Origin of the sequence: Burkholderia sp. LS-044, assembly GCF_004803625.1 — a bacterium.
Lineage (GTDB): Bacteria > Pseudomonadota > Gammaproteobacteria > Burkholderiales > Burkholderiaceae > Burkholderia > Burkholderia cepacia.
In genome coordinates this window covers 1-23,095 of record NZ_SSWO01000007.1, presented here as the reverse complement: position 1 = coordinate 23,095, position 23,095 = coordinate 1, and the positions used below count along the sequence as shown (strand labels likewise).

Sequence of the window (23,095 nt, the reverse complement as noted above, 5' to 3'; positions counted from 1 at the left end):
CAAGCCGTCGCCCGTGAAAGCGGACGACAGTGGCCGCCCCTCGCGCGACGCGTGCCGAATCCCGACCGTTGCCGCTCCCCCGCGCGCGCGGCACACCACGAAAAAGGGGGCTTCACGGCTCGGCGTGAAGCCCCCTTTGCGCGGCACGACCGTGACCAAGGCCACCGGCGACGGCATACGTGCCGCCATCGCCGGCCGGCCATCCCGTCAGGCACGCATGCCGGGCGGGTGTCGGATCGAAGCCGCAATGGCGCGACGTTCCCGGAAGGCGTGTATCACCACCAGGAACACCGCCTCCCGGAATGCGGCGATCAGTTCCGGATGTCGCCGAAATCGAGGCCCGCGACCGGCACCGCCGCCGCGCTTCCGCTCACGCTGCTGCCGCGCACGGAGCCGATGTTGAGGCCGACCAGCCCGCCGTAGAACTGGTCGTAACCGGCCGTGTACGCAACACGGCTCCTCGAGCTCGAGTTCTCGACCGAACCGAAGTTTCCACCCGCCACGCCACCCAGCCGCGCATTACGCCCGCCGGACACCTTGCCTGACGACGACGACGACGCGATCCTGCCTGCGTTGTTGCCGACGAGACCGCCGACCCAACTGTAATCACCGCCCTTTGCCGAACCCGACGAGTCCGACGCATTGATCGATGCGCCAGCGGAGTTGATGCCGACCAGTCCGCCGACGTTGCCATCGGTTCCGGCAACGACGTCACCCGATGCGCTCGACGACGATACGCTGCCGTCATTGCGTCCGACCAGACCGCCCGCATCGCCGGCTCCGTCGACGGTCACGGCCCCGCTCGCGCTGGCGCTCGCCACCGTGCCGGCGTTCTTGCCGACGAGCCCGCCGGCGCTGCTGTTCGCACCGGCCGATACGTCGCCCGCCGCGGAGGACGCGGTAAGGGTGCCGCCGTTTCCGTTCTCGCCGACCAGACCGCCAGCCTTCGCGTTGTCGCCCACGGTCACGCTGCCCCTCGCGTCGGACGCTTCGATCGATGCGGCGTTGTAGCCGACGAGGCCGCCCGCCGTCGCGTAGCGGCCCGCCTTCACGGTCGCACTCGACGAAGAGGCCTTGATCCGTCCGGCCTTGTCCCCGCCTTCGTTGAAGCCGACGAGACCGCCGACACGCCCGCCGCTGCCCGGCGCGTTGACGCTGCCCGCAGCCGACGAGCCCGCGATGATGCCCCGGTTGACCCCGACCAGGCCGCCCGTGCCGCCCGCCGAGCGGCTGCTCACCTGAACGTCGACGCGGCTGTTCGCGATGGTCGCGTCGCCGAGGTCGGGGTACAGGACCGTGCGGTTTTCGCCGACCAGGCCGCCAACCGCCAACGCATTCTTGTCGCCTTCGACCCGGCCCGACACGAACGCGCGATCGATCGAACCGCTCAGATTGCTGCCGACCAGGCCGCCGACATACGTCAGGCCTTCGCCGCTCACGAACACGTCCTTCGCCTTCACGTTCGAGATCTTGCCCGCGTTGGCGCCTGCCAATGCGCCGACGCTGACGGGAGTGCGATTGGGCTGACCAAACGCTTGCGCCCTGACGTTCTCCAGCGTGAGGTTGGAGATCCGGCCAACGTTGCTCGCGAACAGCCCGACGAAGGCTGCGCCGGGATTCACGACCGACAGGTTGCCGATGGTATTGCCCAGGCCGTCGAACACGCCGCCGAATGCGTTGCTGTTGCCGCCGAGGCTGCGGAACTGCGCGCCGTTGCCGTTGATCGCATTGCCCAGCACGTAACGGCCGTTCAGGTTGCCGTCGACGTCGCGCAACCCCGCGAGGTCATGAATCACGCGATACGCTTCCCCGTTTGCCGAGAACGATGCATTGCGCCCCGACAGCGTGACCACCGCACCGTCGTTCGCCAGCGTATGCCCGCTGCCCGAATTCAGCTCGAGGTGCGCGTTTTCGCCCGTCAGCGCCAACGTGTTGCCGATACGGACGCGCTTCGCCGCATTCACCGCCACGCCCGCGTTCGCGCCGCTCGCCGTCAGCGACTGCTTCAGGTCGACGTTGCCCTTTTGCGACGTCAGCGTCAGCGCGTTGTCGCCCGTCCAGGTCACCGCGTCATTCACCGTCAGATCGACCGACGTATTGGTCAACGCGACGTTCGTCGTGCCCAGGTTGCGCGACAGCGTCTCCCCGTCGATCGCGTTGGCTCCGGAGCCGACCCCTGCGTTGGCCGCCTCGATCGTCCACCGGCCCGTGCGGCCCGACGCCGCGTGCGTATCCACCTGCGCGTCGCGCGCCACCGTCACCCGCTCGCCACGCGTCGTCACCGTGCCGCCTGCCGTCGATGCGTCCTGCGCACTCGCGTCGAGCTTCCCGCCGACATGAACCTGGCCGCCGTCCAGCGTGATCTTCCCGTCGCGGCTGCTCAGGCCCTTCGCCTCGATCGCGCCGCTGTTCTTCACCACCGAACCCAGCAGACCGCCCGCCGCGCGCGCCGTCATCAGCACTTCACCGCCGTCCGCCTGCAGCAGCCCGCCGTTGTGCGCCTGCGCGTCCACCGCCCCGCCTTCCACCTGCAGGCTCAGCAGCCCCTGGCCGTCGAAGTTCACGTTGAACGCATTGCCCGCGCCCAGCGCCACGCGCCCCATCTGCGCGCGGATCACACCCGTGTTCGACACCCGCGCGCCCAGCAGCGCCACGCTGCCGCCGTCCGCCGCCGTGATCGTCCCCGCGTTCTGCACCGACTGGCTCGACGTCCCCGCGAACCGGTAGCGCCCCGCCAGGAAATCCGCGTCCGACAGGTTCTGCGTCGACGCCACCAGACCGCCCACGTTCACCTGGGCACCCGCACCGAACATCACCCCGTTCGGGTTCACCAGGAACACCCGGCCGTTCGCGTCGAGCTGACCCAGGATCTGACTGCCGTTCGACCCGAGCACCCGGTTCAGCGCCATCGACTGGCTCCCCGGCTGCTTGAACGACACCCGCTCGCCGCTGCCCACGCTGAAGTCCTGCCAGTTCGTGATCAGCTTGTCCGTGTGCTGGTGGATCGACATCGTTTTGCCGTCCACCGACGTGTCGATGTTCGCCTTTCCCGACTCGATCACGCCGCCCGTCGGCAGCGCGTACGCGCCCGACGCCGCGAGACCCAGCAGCGACACGCCCGCCGCGAGCAGGCGCTTGCCGCCGCTCGACTTGCCACGACGGCGCGCCGTTTCCCCGACCGCGCACCAGCCTCCCTGCGCTTCATTCCATACCAACGAGTAGGCTTTATTCATTTTGGGATCCTCTTCAATTTACTCAAGAAAGACCGTCTTGCCAGACGGACTGTGATCACGCTCGCTCAGAAATACTGAGCGGCCTGAACCCATACGCTCGGCGCGCGGGTCGGCGAGTCGCCTCCCCTGCCGAGCGGCAATGCGGCAGTCAGCGACACCTGCCGGGTCGAGCCGTACCAGCTCGCGCCGAAGCCCACCGACTGCAGGTGCTGCGTATTCCGTTCGCGCGTCCATGGATGCCGGTTGAGCTGCACGCCGCCCGCGTCGACGAACGTGCTGACCTGCCATCCGGGCGCGGCGAGATAACGCAGTTCCGCGCTTGCCTGCCAACCCTGATCGCCGCTGCCTTCGCCGAGCGCATACGCGCGCACGCCGTATGGTCCGCCGAGGCTGAATTTCTCCGACGAATCGAGATTGCGCGACGCAAGCTGGGCGCTGACCTGCGCGTACACCTGGAACCGGCTGCCCACGGCCTGAATGCGCTGCAGGTTCAGGTTCAGCTTCGTGAAACTGCCGATCGCGTTCGTCAACTCGTTCGCTCCGAGCGCATCGTTGCTGCGCAAGCGCCCGACGCCGAACATCACCGAGAAGCCGTTGCGACCGCCGCCCAGCCAGCCGTCCTGGCTGTTCCCGCTGAGCGCGACAGTCCACAGGCCGACGTTCTTGTCGTTGCGCAACGAAAAGACGCCGTATTCGTCATGCAGGTTCTTGTTCTCGTACTGAATCTGGGCCGTAAGGCCCGCGTTGCGTGCGCGCACGATCGGCTGCGCGACGTACACGGTCTGCACGCTCGCGCGCCCGCTCGCGTCGAGATCGGAAAAGCCGCCGGCGAGCTGGTAGCGCAGCGACGAATACCCCACCCCGACCCGCGTCGACGCCGGTCCGACCGGCACCTGATAGGCGGCGCGGTAATAGCGTTGCCGTTCATTGCTGACGAGCCCGCGCAGGCTCAGGCGATCGCCGAGCCGCAGCGGCGCATTGACGTCGACGCTGCCGCCGACGCGGTAACGCCCCGTCGACGGATCGCCGAAGTTGTCGAATTCGAGCGCCCCGGAAGCAGGCGACGCGCGCCCGGCCTCGACGACGAGATCGGTGGTGCCTGGCGCGTCGCCGGGACGCAACGTGCCGCGCGCGCCGACGCCCGCCAGATCGTCGAGCAGCAGCAGGCTGCGCTCGAGACTGGCGCCACGGACGACGTCGCCCGCGCGCAGTGCCGCGAGCGGCTGGCGCAGCACGGCGTCGAATACGCGGGAATGGTTCTGGATCTCGATGCGACCGTAGCGGCCTTCGACGACTTCGATGCGCACGACGCCGTCGTCGATCTCCTGCTTCGGCAGATAGGCTCGCGCGAGCACGTAGCCGCGCGCGCGATAGAAGGCGGAGATCCGCTCGGCCGCGCGCTGAAGATCGGCGAAGCCCAGCGCATCGCCGGCCAGATCGGCGACGAGCGCCTGCAGCGTTGCGCTGTCGAATACCGTATTACCGCCGACCTCGAACCTGCGCACCCAAACACGTGCCCCGGTTTCAGCAGGCGCCTGCGCGGCGCTGCCGGACGGCACGATCTCAAGGTCGGGTGCGGCTTCCGCCGGCAGGTTCGGCCGGGACGTCTCGATGTCGCGCATCGCCGAGCCGGCGTTCGGCGCCTGCGCATACGCGTGGCCGAACAGGCTCGCGGCACCCGCTCCGCACAGCAGCGACAGGCACATCGCGCGGCCGACGCCGGCGGTCGCTCGCCGCATGCCGCGAGCGCCGATCACCCCGGCATACTCATCGGCAGCGCGAAGGCCCGCCGCCGGAAAACGGTCGATGTCGTCACGACAACGGACGACGATTCTGATTGGTTCTACCCACATGCGTCACGGCACCCTGAATCGAGTTGCCGGATACTCGCCGGCAATCAAATAATTCGGGGCATGCTACCGATCGATAGTCCGCGTGTATGTAGGGCACGTACGAAATTAGCGCGGCATTTTTCGTTCAATTAGAGACGTGTATCAGCCTTCGCGAGCTGAAACATCGCAATCCTATTCATTTATCCCGTGCGATGCCGGCGTGCGACGGCGATCGTCGCAAAGCCCGCGGCTCCGGCCAGCAGCACCGCGGCCGCGAGCCAGAGCACCGGCGTGAACGACGCGTACCGCGCAACCAGCGGCGCCGCGACGAGCGGCCCCAGGATCTGCCCGACCCCGTACGACGCGGTCGCATAACCCATCAGCCCGGCCGCGCGTTCTCCGTGGAGCCGCCGCGCCTCGCGCATCGCGAACAGCGTGATCGCGGTGAACGGCAGGCCGAGCAGCGCGCTGCCGACCGAGAAGCCGGCCGCGTTCGGCCACACGATCCCCGCCGCGATCCCGAGCGCCTGAGTCGCGCAGCCGGCGGCGAGCAGCAGCCGGTTGTCCCAGTGGCCGGGCAATCGCGAAGCGGCGATCGCGCCGACGATCAGCGCCGCGCCGAACATCGGCCAGAACAGGTCGGGCCACGGCGAGCCGGCCGGCAGCGCGGCGCGCGCGATCACCGGCAGAAACGTCGCGGTGATGATGTAGCCGAAGCCCGGCATCCCGTACAGCACGACGAGCCACGCGGCGTCGACCCGATGGCGCCGCGCGTCGTGCGGTGCCGCGACCGTCGCCGCATGCCGGGCAGGCTCGGCCGTCGGCACGGCTGCCGACACCGGCGCACTGCCGACACCGGCGCACTGCCGAACGCGCGCCAGATCGCGATCGACAGCACGGCCGACAGCGCCGCGAAACCGAGCCAGCCGGGCGCCGCGCGCTGGCCGGCCAGCGCGCTGCCGATCAGCCCCGTCACCACGATGCCCACGCCGGGTCCCGCGTAGATCACCCCGCTCCACTCGGGCGCGTGCAGTTCGGCCAGCCGCCGCAGCCCCCATTGCGACACGAACACGAACGTCCACGCGCTGACGACGCCCGCGACGAAGCGCACCACGAGCCACACCGGCAACAGATGGCCGACGCCCATCGCGGCGGTCAGCAGCACGGTGGCGGCAAGCCCGATGCGCACCATCCGTGCGGGCGCGGCGCGCACCGCCGCGCAGCTGACCGCACCGACGAAATAGCCCGCGTAGTTCACCGACGCGAGCCAACTGCCGGCCTTCAGACTGATCGAGCCGTCGGCGAGCATCAGCGGCAGCAGCGGCGTGAACGCGAAGCGGCCGACGCCGAGCGCGACCGCGAGCCCGATCATGCAGGCGAGCGCGGCCGCGCGGGCGCGGCGGTCGGCGTCGGCATCATCGGGCAGGTGTACGCCGGCGGCGGCGCTCGGGGCATCGGAACGGGACATGGCGGCATGGGCCGCGCGCGAAACGCGCCGGCCGGATCGGAAATCGGAACGTTTCCATCGTAGCTTGACCAAACGTTCTCGAAAAATGAATAATTGAGAATCCATTCATCGCTAGGAGAGAATCATGGATCTGGCGGCGCTGGCGATATTCCGGGCCGTGGTGCGCGAGAACGGCGTGACGCGCGCGGCGGCCAAGCTCAATCGCGTGCAGTCGAACGTCACGACGCGCATCAAGCAGCTCGAGGAGGAACTCGGCGCAGCGCTGTTCGTGCGCGACGGCCGCCGGCTCGTGCTGACGCCGGCCGGGCACACGCTGCTGCCGTATGCGGAGCGCCTGCTCGCGCTCGCCGACGAGGCGCGCGACGCGGTGCGCGAGGACACGCCGCGCGGGCGGCTGCGGCTCGGCACGATGGAGAGCACGGCCGCGAGCCGGCTGCCGACCGTGCTCGCGCGCTATCACCACGCGTGGCCCGACGTGTCGCTCGAACTGGTGACGGGCACGACGGGCTGGCTGATCGAGCGCGTGCGCGACTTCGAGATCGACGCCGCGCTGTTCGCGCGCCCGCCGGCACCCGACACGCTGCCCGACACGTTCGAGACCGTGCCGGTCTTCCGCGAGGATCTGGTGCTGCTCACGCCGCGCGGCCATCCGCCGGTGCGCACGCCGCGTGACGTGATCCTGCCGACGCTGATCGCATTCGAGCGCGGCTGCACGTATCGCAAGTACGTCGAACAGTGGTACGCGGCGCACGGCGTCAAGCCGGCGCGCGTGCTCGAACTCGGCTCGTATCACGCGATCGTCGCGTGTGTCGCGGCAGGTGCCGGCGTCGCGGTCGCGCCGCGTTCGGTGCTCGACCTGCAGCCCGAGACCGGCAACATCGCCGCGCACGTGATCCCCGAGCTGGAGGGCATCGACACGCTGCTCGCGTGGCGGCAGGGTTATGCGTCGGCGGCGTTGGCCGCGTTGCGCGATGCGCTCACCGAAGCCGCACGGCAGCCGGATGGCGCGGCGAAGCCGCCGGTGGCCGTGCCGGTCTGAACCGCCGGCTCCCGCTTCCGCCGCGTACAAACAAACGGCCCGACCGGTATCAACCGGTCGGGCCGTTTTTCATGTCGAGCGACGCCGCCTTCAACGAGACGGCATCGCATCGGTCGTGGCGATCAGAGCCGCTCTTCGACCCAGCCCTTCACGCCGGCCAGCGCGCCGGGCAGGTTCGCCGGCTCGGTGCCGCCTGCCTGCGCCATGTCCGGGCGGCCGCCGCCCTTGCCGCCGACCTGCTGCGCGACGAAGTTCACGAGCTCGCCGGCCTTGACCTTCTTGCTCGCATCCGGCGTGACGCCGGCGATCAGGCTGACCTTGCCGCCTTCGACGGCCGCCAGCACGATCGCCGCGCTCTTCAGCTTGTCCTTCAGCTTGTCGACCGTTTCGCGCAGCGTCTTCGCGTCCGCGCCGTCGAGCGTCGCCGCCAGCACGTACACGCCGCCGATTTCGACGGCCTGCTGCGCGAGCTCGTCGCCCTGGCTCGATGCGAGCTTCGACTTCAGCGCACCCAGCTCCTTCTCGAGCGACTTCACCTGGTCCTGCACCTGCGCGATACGCTGCGTCAGTTCCGACGGCTGCGCCTTCAGCGCCGCTGCCGCTTCGTTCACACGCGCGTCGAGCTCCTGCACGTAGCGCAGCGCGTTGTCGCCGGTGATCGCCTCGACACGGCGGATGCCGGCCGCGACGCCGCCTTCGACGACGATCTTGAAGAAGCCGATGTCGCCGCTGCGGCTTACGTGCGTGCCGCCGCACAGTTCGCGCGAGAAGCCGAGGTCGAGCACGCGCACTTCGTCGCCGTACTTCTCGCCGAACAGCGCCATCGCGCCGCCCTTCACCGCTTCGTCGTACGGCATCACGCGCACGATGCCCGGCGCGTTGGCCAGGATTTCGTTGTTGACGATCTGCTCGACGCGACGGATTTCGTCGTCGGTCATCGGTGCGTTGTGCGCGAAGTCGAAACGGGTCTTTTCCGCGTCGACCAGCGAACCCTTCTGCTGCACGTGCGCGCCGAGCACTTCGCGCAGCGCCTTGTGCATCAGGTGGGTGGCCGAGTGGTTGCGCTGCGTGCGTGCACGACGGTGCGCGTCGATCTCCGCGCGCAGCACGTCGCCGACCTTCAGCGTGCCCTGCTCCAGCGTGCCGTGGTGGCCGATCACGTCGGCCTGCACCTTCAGCGTGTCAGCCACCGCGAAGCGCGTCGCGGCGTTCGCGAGCACGCCCTGGTCGCCGACCTGGCCGCCCGATTCCGCATAGAACGGCGTGTGGTCGAGCACGACGACCGCGTCCTGGCCGGTCTTCACTTCGTTGACCGACGAACCGTCGACGTACAGCGCGACGACCTTCGCGTCGTCGAACGCGATTTCCTCGTACCCGTGGAACGTGGTCTTCGCGCCCGTGTATTCGAGGCCCTGCGTCGCCTTGAACTTGCCGGCCGCGCGCGCCTGCTCGCGCTGGCGCGCCATCGCGTCGTCGAATGCCGGCTCGTCGACCGTCATCCCGCGCTCGCGGCACACGTCGGCCGTGAGGTCGAGCGGGAAGCCGTAGGTGTCGTGCAGCTTGAACGCGAGCTCGCCGTCGAGCACCTTGCCGCCCTTCGCCTCGACGTCGGCCAGCGCGGCCTCGAGGATCGACATGCCGTGCTCGATCGTCTCGAAGAAGCGCTCTTCTTCCTGGCGCAGCACGTCGGTCACGCGCTGCTCGGCTTCCTTCAGCTCCGGATACGCGACGCCCATCTCGGCGACGAGGTCGGCCACCAGCTTGTGGAAGAACGCGCCCTTGCGGCCGAGCTTGTAGCCGTGGCGGATCGCGCGGCGCACGATGCGGCGCAGCACGTAGCCGCGGCCTTCGTTGCCGGGAATCACGCCGTCGACGATCAGGAACGAGCATGCGCGGATGTGATCGGCGATCACCTTCAGCGAGTTGTTCGTGAGGTCGCTGATCTCGGTCACGCGCGCGGCGGCCTTGATCAGGTTCTGGAACAGGTCGATCTCGTAGTTGCTGTGCACGTGCTGCAGCACCGCGGCGAGACGCTCGAGGCCCATGCCGGTGTCGACCGACTGCTTCGGCAGGCGCGTCATGTTGCCCTGCGCGTCGCGGTTGAACTGCATGAACACGAGGTTCCAGATCTCGATGTAGCGGTCGCCGTCTTCTTCAGGCGACCCCGGCGGGCCACCCCACACGTCCGGGCCGTGGTCGTAGAAGATTTCGGTACACGGGCCGCACGGGCCGGTGTCGCCCATCGTCCAGAAGTTGTCCGACGCGTAGCGCGCGCCCTTGTTGTCGCCGATGCGGATGATGCGCTCGGTCGGCACGCCGACTTCCTTCGCCCAGATGTCGTAGGCTTCGTCGTCTTCCTGGTACACGGTGACCCACAGCTTGTCCTTCGGCAGCTGGTAGACCGTGGTCAGCAGTTCCCACGCGAACTTGATCGCGTCGTGCTTGAAGTAGTCGCCGAACGAGAAGTTGCCGAGCATCTCGAAGAACGTGTGGTGGCGCGCCGTGTAGCCGACGTTCTCGAGGTCGTTGTGCTTGCCGCCCGCGCGCACGCTGCGCTGCGCCGTCGTGGCGCGCGAGTACGGACGCGGGTCCGTGCCGAGGAACACGTCCTTGAACTGGACCATGCCCGAGTTCGTGAACATCAGCGTGGGGTCGTTACCGGGCACGAGGCTCGACGAGCGGACGATCGTGTGGCCCTTCGATTCGAAGAATTTGAGAAATTTCTCGCGGATTTCGGCAGCTTTCATGGCGTGCGGGGACAGTCTGGCAAAGACGGCTTCAAACGCCGGCGCCCTTGGGCGGCGCGCGGCGGCATGGATTCGGAAACGGTCGATTATACGGGATCGGGGCCGGCTTCCGGGCAAAGCGCCGGCAAAGCGGCTCGGCCATCCGGACGGCCCGGCTGGGCCACCCGGATGGCCGATTCGCCTTAAGATGCTCGGCATGCCAATTCGCCTTGCCCGCCAAGGCCAGCCATGAAAGGAGACGATTCGACGATGGGTGCCCTGAGCCATATCCGCGTGCTGGACCTCACCCGCGTGCTCGCGGGCCCGTGGTGCGCGCAGACGCTTGCCGATTTCGGCGCGGACGTGATCAAGGTCGAGCGCCCGGGCGCCGGCGACGACACGCGCCACTGGGGGCCGCCGTACCTGAAGGACGCGGACGGCGCGGATACCGCCGAGGCCGCGTACTACCTGGCGGCGAACCGCAACAAGCGCTCGGTGACGGTCGACATCGCCACGCCCGAGGGCCAGCAGATCGTGCGCGAACTCGCCGCGCAAAGCGACGTCGTGCTCGAGAACTACAAGGTCGGCCAGTTGAAGAAATACGGGCTCGATTACGAATCGCTGCGCGCGGTGAAGCCCGACCTCGTCTACTGCTCGGTCACCGGCTTCGGCCAGACGGGCCCGTACGCGCATCGCGCCGGCTACGACTTCATCGTCCAGGGGATCGGCGGCTTCATGAGCATCACCGGCGAGCGCGACGGCGAGCCGGGCGGCGGCCCACAGAAGGCCGGCGTCGCGATCGCCGACCTCGCGACCGGCCTCTACTCGACGATCGCGGTGCTCGCCGCCCTCACCCACCGCGACCGGACGGGCGAAGGCCAGTACATCGACATGGCGCTGCTCGACGTGCAGGTCGCGCTGCTCGCGAACATGAACACCAACTTCCTCGCGAGCGGCAAGCCGCCGGTGCGCTGGGGCAACGCGCATCCGAACATCGTGCCGTACCAGACGTTCCAGACGAGCGACGGGTGGATCATCGTCGCGGTCGGCAACGACGGGCAGTTCCGCAAGTTCGTCGAGGCGGGCGGCCGGCCCGAGCTGGCCGACGACGAGCGCTTCGCGACGAATCCGTCGCGCGTGCGCCACCGCGACACGCTGGTGCCGATCCTCGCGGAAATGGTGAAGGCGCGCGGCAAGGCCGACTGGATCGACGTGCTCGAAGCGGCCGGCGTGCCGTGCGGGCCGATCAACGATCTCGACGAGGTGTTCGACAACGAGCAGGTCGTCGCGCGCGGGATGCAGGTGTCGCTGCCGCATCCGAGCGGCGCGGACGCGAAGCTCGTGCGCAACCCGATCCGGATGAGCGTGACGCCGCCCGACGCGCGTACCGCGCCGCCGCTGCTCGGCGCACAGACCGACGACGTGCTGCGCGACATGCTCGGCTACGACGACGCGAAGATCGCCCGGCTGCGCGCGAAACAGGCGATCTGAGAGGCGATCCGAGAGGCGATCCGGGCACGGCGCCCGGCGCGGGCACCGGCGGGCAGGCGGCGGCCGCGGCTGCCCCGCCGCCCGCCGTCAGCCGCGGCGGGCGAGCGCGTCGAGCCAGCCGCGCGCCTCGGGCCAGTCGCCGAGCCCGCTGTCCGCATTGATGTGGCCACGCGGGCCGATATCGTGGAAAGCGCTGCCCCATGCGTTCGCGCAACTGCGCGCGAACGCAAGCGAGCCGTACGGATCGTCGCTGCTGGCGACGACGCAGGTCGGAAACGGCAGCCGTTCGAGCGGCACGGGCCCGAAGCCGTGCGCATCGGCCGGAAACGCGGGGCCGCCCGGGTCCGGCAGCGCGACGAGCAGCGCGCCGCGCACCTTCGCGAGCGCGGCCGGGCGCGCATAGCGGGTCGCCCACCACGCGGTGGTGAGCGTGCCGAGACTGTGGCCGGCGATCAGCACCGGCCCGGGCGCGGCTTCGACCGCGCGATCGAGCGCGAGACACCAGCCGTTGCGGAACGCACGGTCCCAGTCGGGCATCGCGACGCGCGAGAAACGTGCATCGGCACGCTCCCAGCGGCTCTGCCAGTGAAGCGGGCCCGAATTGGCGTAACCCGGCAGGACGAGAACGGGAAATGAGCTCATGGAAGGTGCGTCGACGGGTGAAATCGTTATATGGCGTCGACGCAGTGTCGCACACCCGTTCCTCCCTGATGCTGCCTGTCTGAAACCGGAAGGATGTGCAAGGGGCCGGGACGCGTGCGGGACGGCGTCGCGACCGGACGACGAGCCGCGTGGCACGCGGCTCGCGTCATGTCATCGATCAGCGCACGTTCGCGCCGACGATACCGCCCGCCGCGGCGCCGGCGACCGTGCCGAGCGGGCCGCCCGTCACCAGGTAACCGAGCGCGCCGCCGGCGGCCGCGCCGATGCCGGCATTGCGCTGCGTATGCGTCATGGCGCACGCGCCGAGTTGCGACAGGGCCGCGACGATCACGGCGGTACGAACGATAAACGTGGTCTTCTTCATCATGATTGTTGGTGTCCTCTCGCCGCGCGGTTATGCGAACGGCGGTATCGAATCGGTGAAGCCATCATAGGCAACGCCAAACGGCCCGGGCAATCCGATTTACGTCGTGTTACAGCCGACACAATATCGAGATAATCCGTCGAAACCCGCGCCTGCCGCGCCGCCAGCCGCGCGGGACGGACCCCGGTCAGGTAGAATCACGGGATTAAACCGGCGCGACGCGCCGACACAACCTGACGCCATCCGCATGAGCACCGAACGCAACGACGCCCCCGCGGCTTCCAATTTCATCCGCAACATCATCGACGACGACAACCGCACCGGCAAATGGGGCGGCCGCGTCGAAACACGCTTCCCGCCCGAGCCGAACGGCTACCTGCACATCGGCCATGCCAAGAGCATCTGCCTGAACTTCAGCGTCGCACGCGACTACGGCGGCGTGTGCCACCTGCGCTTCGACGATACGAACCCGGAAAAGGAAAGCGTCGAGTACGTCGACTCGATCGTCGACGCGGTGCGCTGGCTCGGCTTCGACTGGCGCAAGGACGCGGTCGATCACCAGTACTTCGCGAGCGACTACTACGACAAGCTGTACGAATTCGCCGAGCTGCTGATCCAGCGCGGCAAGGCGTACGTCGACAGCCAGAGCGCGGAAGAAATGCGCGCGAACCGCGGCTCGCTGACCGAAGGCGGCAAGCCGTCGCCGTTCCGCGACCGCACGCCGGAAGAAAACCTCGACCTGTTCCGCCGCATGAAGGCCGGCGAGTTCAAGGAAGGCGAGCACGTGCTGCGCGCGAAGATCGACATGGCTTCGCCGAACATGAACATGCGCGACCCGGTGATCTACCGGATCCGCTACGCGCACCACTACCGCACCGGCGACGCATGGTGCGTGTACCCGATGTACGACTACACGCACTGCATCTCGGATGCGCTCGAAGGCATCACGCATTCGCTGTGCACGCTCGAATTCGAGGATCACCGCCCGCTGTACGACTGGGTGCTGAACGAACTCGCGGAAGCCGGCATGTTCACGCGCCCGCTGCCGCAACAGATCGAATTCTCGCGGCTGAACCTCACGTACGCGATCACCAGCAAGCGCAAGCTGCTGCAGCTCGTCACCGAAGGCCACGTCGACGGCTGGGACGACCCGCGGATGCCGACGATCGTCGGCGTGCGCCGCCGCGGCTTCACGCCGGAGAGCATCCACCTGTTCTGCGAGCGGATCGGCGTGACGAAGATCGATTCGTGGATCGACATGAGCATCTTCGAAGGCGCGCTGCGCGACGACCTCGACGACAAGGCAGCGCGCACGGTCGCCGTGCTCGATCCGCTGAAGCTCGTGATCGACAACTACCCGGAAGACCTCGAGGAAGCGTGCACGGCGCCCGTGCATCCGCACCATCCGGATCGCGGCGTGCGTACGTTCCCGATCTCGCGCGAGCTGTGGATCGAGCGCGAGGATTTCGTCGAGAACCCGCCGAAGGGCTATTTCCGCCTGTTCCCGGGCAACAAGGTGCGCCTGCGCTACGGCTACGTGATCGAGTGCACGGGCTTCGACAAGGACGCCGACGGCAACGTGACGGCCGTGCACTGCAACTACTTCCCGGACAGCAAGTCGGGCACCGAAGGCGCGAACAACTACAAGGTCAAGGGCAACATCCACTGGGTCAGCGCGAAGCATGCGCAGCCGGCCGAAGTGCGGATCTACGACCGCCTGTTCAAGGAGCCGCATCCGGACGCGGGCGGCGCGAACTTCCTCGAGGCGCTGAATCCGGACTCGAAGAAGATCGTCCAGGCATACGTCGAGCCGGGCAACAGCGACATCGCGCCGGAAACGCGCGTGCAGTTCGAGCGTCACGGCTACTTCGTGGCCGATCGTGTCGATTCGAAGCCGGGCAAGCCCGTGTTCAACCGGATCGTCGGGCTGCGCGACAGCTGGGGCAAGCCGGCCTGACGGATCGGACAGGCGCGGCGCCGGTCGCCCGCGCCTGAGCCGTTCGTCATGCTCGGACAACGGCTGCGCCGATGCGCAGCCCGACCGGCCGCTCGCCGGGGCAGCCTGCCCCGAATGCCACGCCAGGAACCGTCGTCATGCCCTATTCGCTGCAGGCCATCGTCGCCAGATCCGGCGCATTTGCGTCCGCGCCGCTGCCGCGGGGGCTGCGCGTCGTCCGCCTGCGCGGCGACATCGACATGATCCCGCTCGACACCGCGTTCCGGAACGCTCACGCCATCCCGTTCTGCCCGTTGACCGACGGGGACGACACGGTGCTGCCGCCGGCACTTCTGTCGCTGTGTGAACAGTTGAGTGCGCACGCTGCACTGGCTTATGTCGAAGCCGAATTCTTCGGCGGCAGCGGCACCCAGGCGCATGCGCGCTTCGCGGATGGCCGCGCAAGCGGCCCGCTCGTCGTGTCGGGCCATGCGATCAACGAAGCGCTTCGCGATCTCGGCGTCGCCAGGGGCGACGCGTTCGACGAATTCGAAGCGATCGGCCTCGACCAGCATCGCGATACCGATCGATGGCTGACCTGACTCGCCGGCGGCGAATCGGACGAACCATGAAAAAAACCGGCTTGCGCCGGTTTTTTTATTGCCTGCCGGGGTTACGCGCCCGTCAACCGCCGATGCAGGTCCACCAGCGACAGCTTCGTACGAAACAGCCGCGCGAGGCTGCGGCTCGCATACGCGTCGATGTCGGCCGGCACGGTCCAGCGATACGCATCCATCTCGGGAATCATCGAGCCGTCGCGGCGGCTCGGAAACAGCGACGTGCACGTGCACTGCGCGGGATCGATCTCGCCTTCGGCCACCTGCACCGCGAACAGGTGCAGATCCTTGTCGTGCCGGTACGCAAAGCGGCCGAGATCGAGCAACCGGGCCGGCGCCAGCGCGATGCCGGTTTCCTCGAGCAGTTCGCGCAGCGCGGCATCGGCCGGCGATTCGCCCGGCTCGCCCTGCCCCTTCGGGATGTCCCAGTGCGTGGTGTCCGTCGCGTGCGCGAGGAACACGCGGCCGGCCGCATCGAGGATCACGACGCCGCACGACACCGTGCGCGGCGCGTCGCCCCGCTTCATCACGCGCGTGCTCAGCGCTTCTGCAACTGCCACTTGCCCGCGTCGGTCTTGCAATAGACGGGCTTGAGCGTCATCGTCTGGCCCTTCGCGGTGATTTCGGTGGCGATTTCACGGCAGGTCTTGCCGTCCGTCTCGGTCGTGGTCGGCGTGAGCTTCGCATCGATCTGCGTGCCGCGGCCGCTGCTCTGCCACGCCGTGGTCTCGCCGTCCTTGCCTTCGTCGCGCACCTGCGCGGCGGCCTTCGCGAGCGACGCGCGGTCGGCCTTGCTGAAGTAGCTGAGCGGCGTGTCGTTCAGGAAATTCAGGTTGTTCTGCGCATGGGCGGGCAGCATCGCGGCTGCGCACGCGGCGCCGGCCAGCACGCGCGTGACGACGGAAAGGGATGCACGCATCGACATGTTGTTCTCCTTGGATGTTCGATCGAACGGCGCACCGCGCGTGCCGGCGAACTGGCACGCACACTGCGCCTGTCAGCGAGCGAGGATAGCATGCGTGCCGCCTGCACCGCCTTCTAGTGGCCGGCCGGCGCGGCCGCTTGCCGATATCCGTCAGTCAACGTGCCGAGGAAGGCGATCACGTCCTTGATCTCGGCCGCGTTCAGCGCCGGCTGCTCGCCGCGCTTGCGGTCGAACGGCGCCTCGCGGTTGATGTTCGGCCAGTAGCGTTTCGGCAGGTCGTCATAGATCTGCACCTTGCCGTGCACGACCGGATAGAACTTCTCCGGATGAATGTCGCGCTCGACGTAGAAGCGCATCACGTCCTCGAGCGTGTGATAGACGCCGTTGTGGAAGAACGTCTTGCGCAGCGCGACGTTGCGCAGCGACGGCGTGCGGAACAGCCCGCAGAATTCGTCGCGGCCCTTCAGGTCGGTACGCTCGGGGCCGCACGCGCCGAGGTCGTGGAAGCGCGGGTCGCGATTGACGGGCAGCGCGCGATTGCGCGGCACCGCGATCGCGATCAGCCCGAAATCGCTGAACTGCGGCGGCGTGCCGTCGAGTGCGCGCTGGCTGATGTGGCAGCTCGCGCAGTTGCCCTTCTTCTCGTCGTTGAACAGCTGCAGGCCGCGCATTTCGGCCGGCGTGAGCTGCGCATGGCCCGCGAGATACGCGTCGTACTTGCTCGTGTACGGCGAGAACAGTTCGGGCGTCTGCTCGAACGTCTCGAGCGCGCGCAGCACGGCCTTGAACGTGGCCGCATCGTCGTCGAGCACCTTCACGCCGAACACCGCGCGGAACTCCTCCGCGTACGGTGCGGCCTTCACGGCCTGTGCGACCTTCGCCGGCGAGCTGTTCATCTCGAACGGCGACGTGAGCGGAATGCGCGCCTGCTCGGCGCCCGTGTCGACGCGGCCGTCCCACGTGAGGCCGCCCGTCGGGCCCGCATCGACGCTCTCGTCGCCCTCGTCGTCGGAATCGTGGAAGTGCTCGGTGAACTGCGGCACGCCCTGCAGGTACTTGAGCGACGGCACCGCACGAAAGCCCGGATGCTTCATGTCGTCGCCGCCGAACTGCACGTCCAGCGCATTGGGCGGCCCGAATGCGTGATCGGGGCTGTGGCATGACGCGCACGCGAGCTTGCCGGAACCTGACAGCGTAGGGTCGAAGAAAAGTTGCTTGCCGAGCGCCGTCATCCGGCGCACGCCTTCGTAAACTTGTGCCCGCGTCTGCGGCTGGTTCGTCGCGACCACGGCGCCGCTCGCGGCAACCGTTGCGGACGCAACGGGGTGCGCGCCGCCCGGCGCGCTCGCAGCCTGTGCGGACGGCGCACCGGCACCGGGCTGTCCGTCACAGCCGGCAACGGTGACGAGCGTGGCGGCCAGCGCGAATGCGCCGGCGAGATGCAGCCACGAACGCGCGAACGCGCCGGCTGTCGGTTGGCGAGGCTTCATCGATTCGTCGGAAAGTAGGTTCAGGAGCGGCCGGAGTTTATGTCAGCCGCATGACCGTTGCATGACGACTCGTCGACAGCCAATCGAAAGGACGCCTACACCCGCCTGTCAAATCGCACCCTCAAAATGCGTGCAGCCGGACATGCCACGGTCACCTCGCGAACCGGCGGTACACGAATGCGCCGGTTCCCCACGCGACAAGAGAGAGATAGAGAGTACAACGGATGAAAAACCACGCCTGGATTCGCTTTACGCCGATCGCCGTTGCCGCGGCCGCCGCCCTCACCGCCTGCGGCGGCGACGACGTGCAGCAGCAGGGCCTGTCGACGGTCAAGAACGTCGTCGTGATCTACGCGGAAAACCGCAGCTTCGACAACCTGTACGGCAATTTCCCCGGCGCGAACGGCCTGCAGAACGTGACCGCGGCCAGCGCGCAGCAGAAGGACCGCAACGGCCAGCCGCTCGCGACGCTGCCGAAGGCCTGGGGCGGCCTGACCGCGAAGGGCGTGACGCCGGCCGTGACCGAGGCGATGACGGCGAACCTGCCGAACGCGCCGTTCGCGATCGACGACCCGAACGGCTTCAACACGCCGATGAGCGTGACGACGCGCGACCTGTATCACCGCTTCTACGAGAACCAGATGCAGATCAACGGCGGCAAGAACGACATGTTCGCCGCATGGGCCGACTCGGGCGGCCTCGTGATGGGCCACTACACGCCCGACGCGACGAAACTGCCGCTGTGGAAGATCGCGCAGCAGTTCACGCTGGCCGACAACTTCTTCATGGGCGCGTTCGGCGGCTCGTTCCTGAACCACCAGTACCTGATCTGCGCGTGCGCGCCGTTCTACGCGAACGCGGACAAGAGCCCGGCCGCCGGTTCGATCTCGGCCGTCGCCGCCGACGGCAAGTCGCTGCAGCTCGCGAGCAACTCGCCCGCTTCCGCGCTCGACGGCGCGCCGAAGTTCGTGAACTCGGGCAACCTGACGCCGGACTTCTACGCGATCAACACGATGCAGCCGCCGTACCAGCCGAGCGGCAACAAGGCGGCGTCGGGCGGCGATCCGAACCTCGCCGACCCGTCGGCCGCGACGACACTGCCGCCGCAGTCGCAACAGAACATCGGCGACCTGCTGACCAACGCGGGCGTGTCGTGGGCGTGGTACGGCGGTGCGTGGAACCAGGCACTGCAGGCCGCGCAAAGCGGCACGGCAAACGTGATCTACGGCCCGAACATGACGGCGCCGAACTTCCAGCCGCACCACCAGCCGTTCAACTACTACGCGAACCAGGCGCCGGGCAGCACGAGCCGCGCGCAGCACTTGCTCGACGGCGGCACCGACGGCAGCGAGTTCATCAAGGCGATCGACGCGGGCACGCTGCCGCAGGTCGCGTTCTACAAGCCGCAGGGCAACCTGAACGAGCACCCGGGTTACACGGACGTCGCGAGCGGCGACCAGCACATCGCGAACGTGCTCGCGCACCTGCAGGCGAGCCCGCAGTGGAAGAACATGGTCGTGGTCGTCACGTACGACGAAAACGGCGGCTTCTGGGATCACGTGTCGCCGCCGAAGGGCGACCGCTGGGGCCCGGGCACGCGCATTCCGGCGCTGATCGTGTCGCCGTTCTCGAAGAAGGGTTTCGTCGACCACACGCAGTACGACACCGCGTCGATCCTGCGCTTCATCACGCGCCGCTTCTCGCTGCCGCGCCTCGCCGGCCTGCAACAGCGCGACGACGCGCTGAAGGCCAACGGCGGGCAGCCGATGGGCGACCTGACGAACGCGCTGCAACTGTCGCCGAACCTGTAACGGCATCGCGACAGGCGGGCCGGTGTCATCGCCGGCCCGAATGCACGAAGGGCGGCCTCCCGGCCGCCCTTTTTTCATCGGTGCGCACGCGTCACCAGCCGTACTTCAGCTCGACCCCGACATAGTCGGCGTTGTGCCCGCCTGCCTCGCGGATCGCATCGCCGACCTGGAAATGCACGGCCTCGACCGCACCGATCAGGTTCGCGGCGATCGTCCAGTCGGCACGCAGCTGCACGTACATCCCCGTCCACGACCCGCCCTTGCCTGCCGTGCCCGGCACCACCGCGTTGCCCTGCTGGTAGACCGCATCGCCGGTCGTCTCGCGCCACTGGAAACCGAGCGCACCGAGCAGCGACAGGTTCGGCGACGGCTTCAGCGTCACCGACGGCTTCACGTGGATCAGGTTCGAATACCCGGTGAAGCCGGCCAGCGTGAAGTAATAGCCGTTCGGAAACAGCGGATTGAAGGTCTCGACCCGGCCGTCGTGCGGATGCCGGTCGCCCGACGCCGCATCGACCTGCAGCGCGATGCGCGGCGACCACGGCGCGTCGAGCCGGTAGCCGGCGATCGAGCCGACCGCCCACGCGCGGATCGTGCTGCTGCCGACCGTGCCCGTCTGCAGCATCGTTTCGAGATCCCAGTCGAAGCGGCCGTGCGTGCCGGTGTAACGCAGATCCCACACGTCACGGCGCTCCGCGCCGCTCGCATCGAGAAAGCGCGCGCTGCTGCGGTTGTAGCGCGACCAGTAGCCCGACAGGTCGCCGGGCCCGACCGACTGCCGCTCGAAGCGCACGCCGCTGAACGTGAGGTCGCGGTTCGACACGTCGTCGAACGCGGACACGGTGCGGTTCTGCACCGGCTGCGTCGCATACGCGATGAAGCGCCACTTCCGGTACTCGTAGTCGGCCCACACCGCATCGAACGCCAGCCGCACGTTCGGGCCGTCGCGCGCGGCGATGAAGCGCTGCAGGTCGAACGCCATCTCCTGCCGGCCGACGCGGAACTTGAACGTCCCGCCGCCGAGCGCGCCCGTGTAGGTCGCGAACGCCTGCTCGAGATCGAGCGGGTTCCTGTCGACCGGCGAGATCGTGTTCTTGCCGAATGCGCGGTCGTCCTGCAGCTGCACGAAGAACTGCCAGTGCTGGCCGAGATGCGCGTCGGCATGCACCTCGACACGCTGGATCAGGTACGTATCCGATTGCGCGGAGCCGATGCCGAACAGCGGCGCGTCGTTGGTCTCGAGGCGCTCGCGCAGGTTCACGCCGAGCGACAGATAGGAAGCCGGATCGTTACCGAGCGGGATATATTTCAAGCCGTCGAGCGGTGCGCGCGGCACGCACGGATTCGCGAGCACCGACCAGTCCTCCTGCCAGCGGTTGAACAGCACGGTCGGCCGCTTGGCCGTGCAGGTCGCGGCGGGTGCGCCATCGGCGGCGGCCGGTGCGGTCTCCGCATCCGCTCGAGCCGCATCGGTACCCGCGAGCAGCAGCCCCGCGACGAGCGACGCGCGGGCAAGCCGGTCGAGGCGAGCGGCTCGCGGCATCGCCCGAAGCTGCCCGCCCGCCGCGGCCATTCGTTCGCGCTCGCGTGCATCCGCGCGGCCCGCTCGCCGGTCGCGGCCGCCGCGCATCCCGCCGCGCCGCCCGATCACGCATGCTCCCGCGTGGCGGTGCCGGCGGACATCCCCGCGCAGGCCGCCAGTCCCGCCAGCGCGACGGCCGGAGCCAGCAGCGCCCAGAACCCGAGATAGCGAAAACCCAGCGCACCGGCCATCGCGCCGAGCGCGAACGCGACGATCGCCGGCCACATCTTCGCGAAGCGCGCGCGTGCCGCCGTGCGCACGCTGTCGGGCGTGCCGGCGGACAGCAGGTCGACGACGTCGAGAATCGCCTGCGTGACGTTGCCGGTCATCACCGTGTTCGGCACGCCGGCGCGCGCGATCACGCGCGGATGCGCGTTCTGGATGCCCATCGCGAACGTGCCGACGATGCCGGCCAGCAGCACCGGCAGGCTGTCGGATTGCGTGACGGGCGACGCCCACACGCCGGCCGCGCAGAAGCCGAGCAGCAGCACGGCCTGGACCGCATGCAGCGCCCGCGTGCCCTGCCACGCGGGCCGCCCGGCAAACGCGCGCGCGATCAGGCTGCTCGCGACGACACCGCACACGAACGCGGGAAACACGCTCAGCTTCAGCAGGACGCCCTGGCCGAACCCCGCGGCCCCCGCGCCGATCAGCACGAAGTTGCCGGTCACGTGCGCGGTGAACAGCCCGAACAGCGCGACGAAGCTCAGCGTGTCGACGAAGCCGGCCACCGCGGCAAGAATCGTGTCCTCGTGCTTCATCGCGCCGCACCCGCGTGGATTTCGGCGACATAACCGCCGGGGAACCGGACCAGCGCCGCGTCGCGCCCGTCCGCCGTGTACGGCGGCACGAGCACGTCGACGCCGGCCGCCCTGGCTTTCTCCAGCGTTGCGGCCAGGTCGGGCACCTCGTAGCCCGTCGTCTCGTGCCCGTACGGATAAGGCAGGTGGCCGTCCGTCACGAGCACCGTCATCTTGCCGAAGCCCGACGTGATGCGAATGCGGCGATAGGTGTCGTTCGGGCGGCCGATCTCGACGCCGGGCGCCTTCAGATCGTCGGACACCACCTTGCCGTTCGAGAACTTGACGAAGTCGTGCACGAACTTGCGCACGCTCTGCGGCGACACGTACACGCGATTCTCGGGGATCGTCTGCAGTGCGTCGTACTTCGGCGCCTGCGTGTGCCAGTAGAGCTGCATCTTCACGCCGCCCGTCCACGCGATCACCGCATCGCGGCCGATCGGATCGGGGAACGTGTCGACGATCACTTCCGCGCCGTGCTCGCGCGCCACCTTCATCGCCGCATCCATGTCGGTGACGAGATAACCCGTGCGCTCCGCGCCGAACGGCCAGGGAGTCGGCGTCTTGAAGCCGAACACCGAGATCGTGCCGGCCGGCGTGAACACGAGCTGCGACATCGTCTGGCTCGGTGTCGGCGTGACCTGGAACACGCCCTGCTTCGACTTGCTGCCGCCGAACGTCGCGACGAAGCTGTCGGTGAAGCGATCGAAATCCTCCGGCGCCACGTACACGTGCGTCGTGTCGTATTGCGGCCCGACGGCGAGCGTCGGCGTGGCCGCCGGCAGGACGGGCGGCTTCGCGTACGCGGCCGGCGCCGCGACGAGGCCGGCGGCGATCGCCAGCGCGAGCAAGGCGGAACGAATCGATTTCATGACTGGATGTCCTTGTTGTTGATCGTCATCGAGTGGCACGGCCGTTGCCGGCCGGATACGTCGCATCGGCGAGCCGCGTCGCGAGCACGAGTGCCGCGATCAGCCCGAGATGCTCGAAAAAGCTGTTGAGCGCCATGAAACGCGCGGCGCCCGTCTGGTTCCAGAAGTCGTTCGCCACCGCCATCGCGACGAGCGTCAGCATGCCGAGGCTGCCGGCGCCGAGCCACGTGAAGCGGCGAAACACGA

General features: G+C 68.5%; 16 protein-coding genes and 2 pseudogenes. 5 read left to right on the top strand and 13 right to left on the bottom strand.

Features of this window, described 5'->3' with window-relative positions:
- Nucleotides 1–311: 311 nt before the first annotated feature.
- From E9536_RS19170 to E9536_RS19160, 3 genes and pseudogenes are all read right to left on the bottom strand, one after another.
- Nucleotides 312–3,233 (bottom strand): GLUG motif-containing protein, encoded by a 2,922-nt coding sequence (locus E9536_RS19170; RefSeq protein ID WP_136470407.1) that lies wholly within the window; start codon nt 3,231–3,233, stop codon nt 312–314.
- A gap of 65 nt (nt 3,234–3,298) precedes the next feature.
- Nucleotides 3,299–4,939 (bottom strand): ShlB/FhaC/HecB family hemolysin secretion/activation protein, encoded by a 1,641-nt coding sequence (locus E9536_RS19165; protein ID WP_136470548.1) that lies wholly within the window; start codon nt 4,937–4,939, stop codon nt 3,299–3,301.
- A gap of 326 nt (nt 4,940–5,265) precedes the next feature.
- Nucleotides 5,266–6,533 (bottom strand): annotated as a pseudogene (locus E9536_RS19160) (YbfB/YjiJ family MFS transporter).
- Between the two features lie 124 nt (nt 6,534–6,657).
- Between E9536_RS19160 and E9536_RS19155 the strand changes: the two are divergent.
- Complete coding sequence (locus E9536_RS19155; RefSeq protein WP_027787754.1) at nt 6,658–7,572, top strand: LysR family transcriptional regulator; 915 nt, start codon at nt 6,658–6,660, stop codon at nt 7,570–7,572.
- A 122-nt stretch (nt 7,573–7,694) separates the two neighbouring features.
- Here E9536_RS19155 and alaS read toward each other — a convergent pair whose 3' ends face one another.
- Nucleotides 7,695–10,319: an alanine--tRNA ligase gene (gene alaS / locus E9536_RS19150; RefSeq protein ID WP_059687268.1), complete on the bottom strand. Its 2,625-nt coding sequence runs from the start codon at nt 10,317–10,319 to the stop codon at nt 7,695–7,697.
- Between the two features lie 249 nt (nt 10,320–10,568).
- Between alaS and E9536_RS19140 the strand changes: the two genes are divergently transcribed.
- Nucleotides 10,569–11,789 (top strand): CaiB/BaiF CoA-transferase family protein, encoded by a 1,221-nt coding sequence (locus E9536_RS19140; protein ID WP_111998174.1) that lies wholly within the window; start codon nt 10,569–10,571, stop codon nt 11,787–11,789.
- Nucleotides 11,790–11,876: 87 nt separating this feature from the next.
- Here the strand turns inward: E9536_RS19140 and E9536_RS19135 are convergent, their stop codons facing one another.
- Both E9536_RS19135 and E9536_RS19130 read right to left on the bottom strand, forming a co-directional pair.
- Complete coding sequence (locus tag E9536_RS19135) at nt 11,877–12,431, bottom strand: alpha/beta hydrolase (protein ID WP_136470406.1); 555 nt, start codon at nt 12,429–12,431, stop codon at nt 11,877–11,879.
- Nucleotides 12,432–12,609: 178 nt separating this feature from the next.
- Nucleotides 12,610–12,819, bottom strand: a complete 210-nt coding sequence (locus tag E9536_RS19130; protein ID WP_011351716.1) for an ornithine acetyltransferase — start codon at nt 12,817–12,819, stop codon at nt 12,610–12,612.
- 244 nt (nt 12,820–13,063) lie between these two features.
- Between E9536_RS19130 and E9536_RS19125 the strand changes: the two genes are divergently transcribed.
- Together E9536_RS19125 and E9536_RS19120 are read left to right on the top strand one after the other, a co-directional pair.
- Nucleotides 13,064–14,773: a glutamine--tRNA ligase/YqeY domain fusion protein gene (locus E9536_RS19125; RefSeq protein ID WP_027787758.1), complete on the top strand. Its 1,710-nt coding sequence runs from the start codon at nt 13,064–13,066 to the stop codon at nt 14,771–14,773.
- Between the two features lie 137 nt (nt 14,774–14,910).
- A complete protein-coding gene (locus E9536_RS19120; RefSeq protein WP_136470405.1) occupies nt 14,911–15,354 on the top strand; it encodes a hypothetical protein in 444 nt (147 codons plus the stop codon).
- 71 nt (nt 15,355–15,425) lie between these two features.
- Here E9536_RS19120 and E9536_RS19115 read toward each other — a convergent pair whose 3' ends face one another.
- From E9536_RS19115 to E9536_RS19105, 3 genes are all read right to left on the bottom strand, one after another.
- Nucleotides 15,426–15,896 (bottom strand): NUDIX hydrolase, encoded by a 471-nt coding sequence (locus E9536_RS19115; RefSeq protein WP_027787759.1) that lies wholly within the window; start codon nt 15,894–15,896, stop codon nt 15,426–15,428.
- 11 nt (nt 15,897–15,907) lie between these two features.
- Nucleotides 15,908–16,294: a hypothetical protein gene (locus E9536_RS19110; RefSeq protein ID WP_060206462.1), complete on the bottom strand. Its 387-nt coding sequence runs from the start codon at nt 16,292–16,294 to the stop codon at nt 15,908–15,910.
- A gap of 113 nt (nt 16,295–16,407) precedes the next feature.
- Nucleotides 16,408–17,784, bottom strand: coding sequence for a cytochrome c peroxidase (locus E9536_RS19105; protein WP_136470404.1), 1,377 nt, complete (start codon nt 17,782–17,784; stop codon nt 16,408–16,410).
- 224 nt (nt 17,785–18,008) lie between these two features.
- Between E9536_RS19105 and E9536_RS19100 the strand changes: the two genes are divergently transcribed.
- Nucleotides 18,009–19,595 carry an acid phosphatase gene (locus E9536_RS19100; RefSeq protein ID WP_027787762.1) on the top strand — a complete coding sequence of 529 codons (1,587 nt, stop codon included), beginning with the start codon at nt 18,009–18,011 and terminating at the stop codon, nt 19,593–19,595.
- Nucleotides 19,596–19,686: 91 nt separating this feature from the next.
- On the opposite strand, the gene E9536_RS19095 is transcribed toward E9536_RS19100, so the two are convergent.
- From E9536_RS19095 to E9536_RS19080, 4 genes and pseudogenes are all read right to left on the bottom strand, one after another.
- Nucleotides 19,687–21,138 carry an alginate export family protein gene (locus E9536_RS19095; protein WP_027787763.1) on the bottom strand — a complete coding sequence of 484 codons (1,452 nt, stop codon included), beginning with the start codon at nt 21,136–21,138 and terminating at the stop codon, nt 19,687–19,689.
- A gap of 104 nt (nt 21,139–21,242) precedes the next feature.
- On the bottom strand, nt 21,243–21,938 hold the full coding sequence (locus E9536_RS19090; protein ID WP_136470403.1) for a YoaK family protein: 696 nt from the start codon (nt 21,936–21,938) through the stop codon (nt 21,243–21,245).
- Complete coding sequence (locus tag E9536_RS19085) at nt 21,935–22,849, bottom strand: hypothetical protein (RefSeq protein WP_059699000.1); 915 nt, start codon at nt 22,847–22,849, stop codon at nt 21,935–21,937. The genes E9536_RS19090 and E9536_RS19085 overlap by 4 nt, the downstream gene beginning before the upstream one ends.
- Nucleotides 22,850–22,874: 25 nt before the next feature.
- Nucleotides 22,875–23,095: pseudogene (locus E9536_RS19080) on the bottom strand (DoxX family protein); the annotation flags it as partial.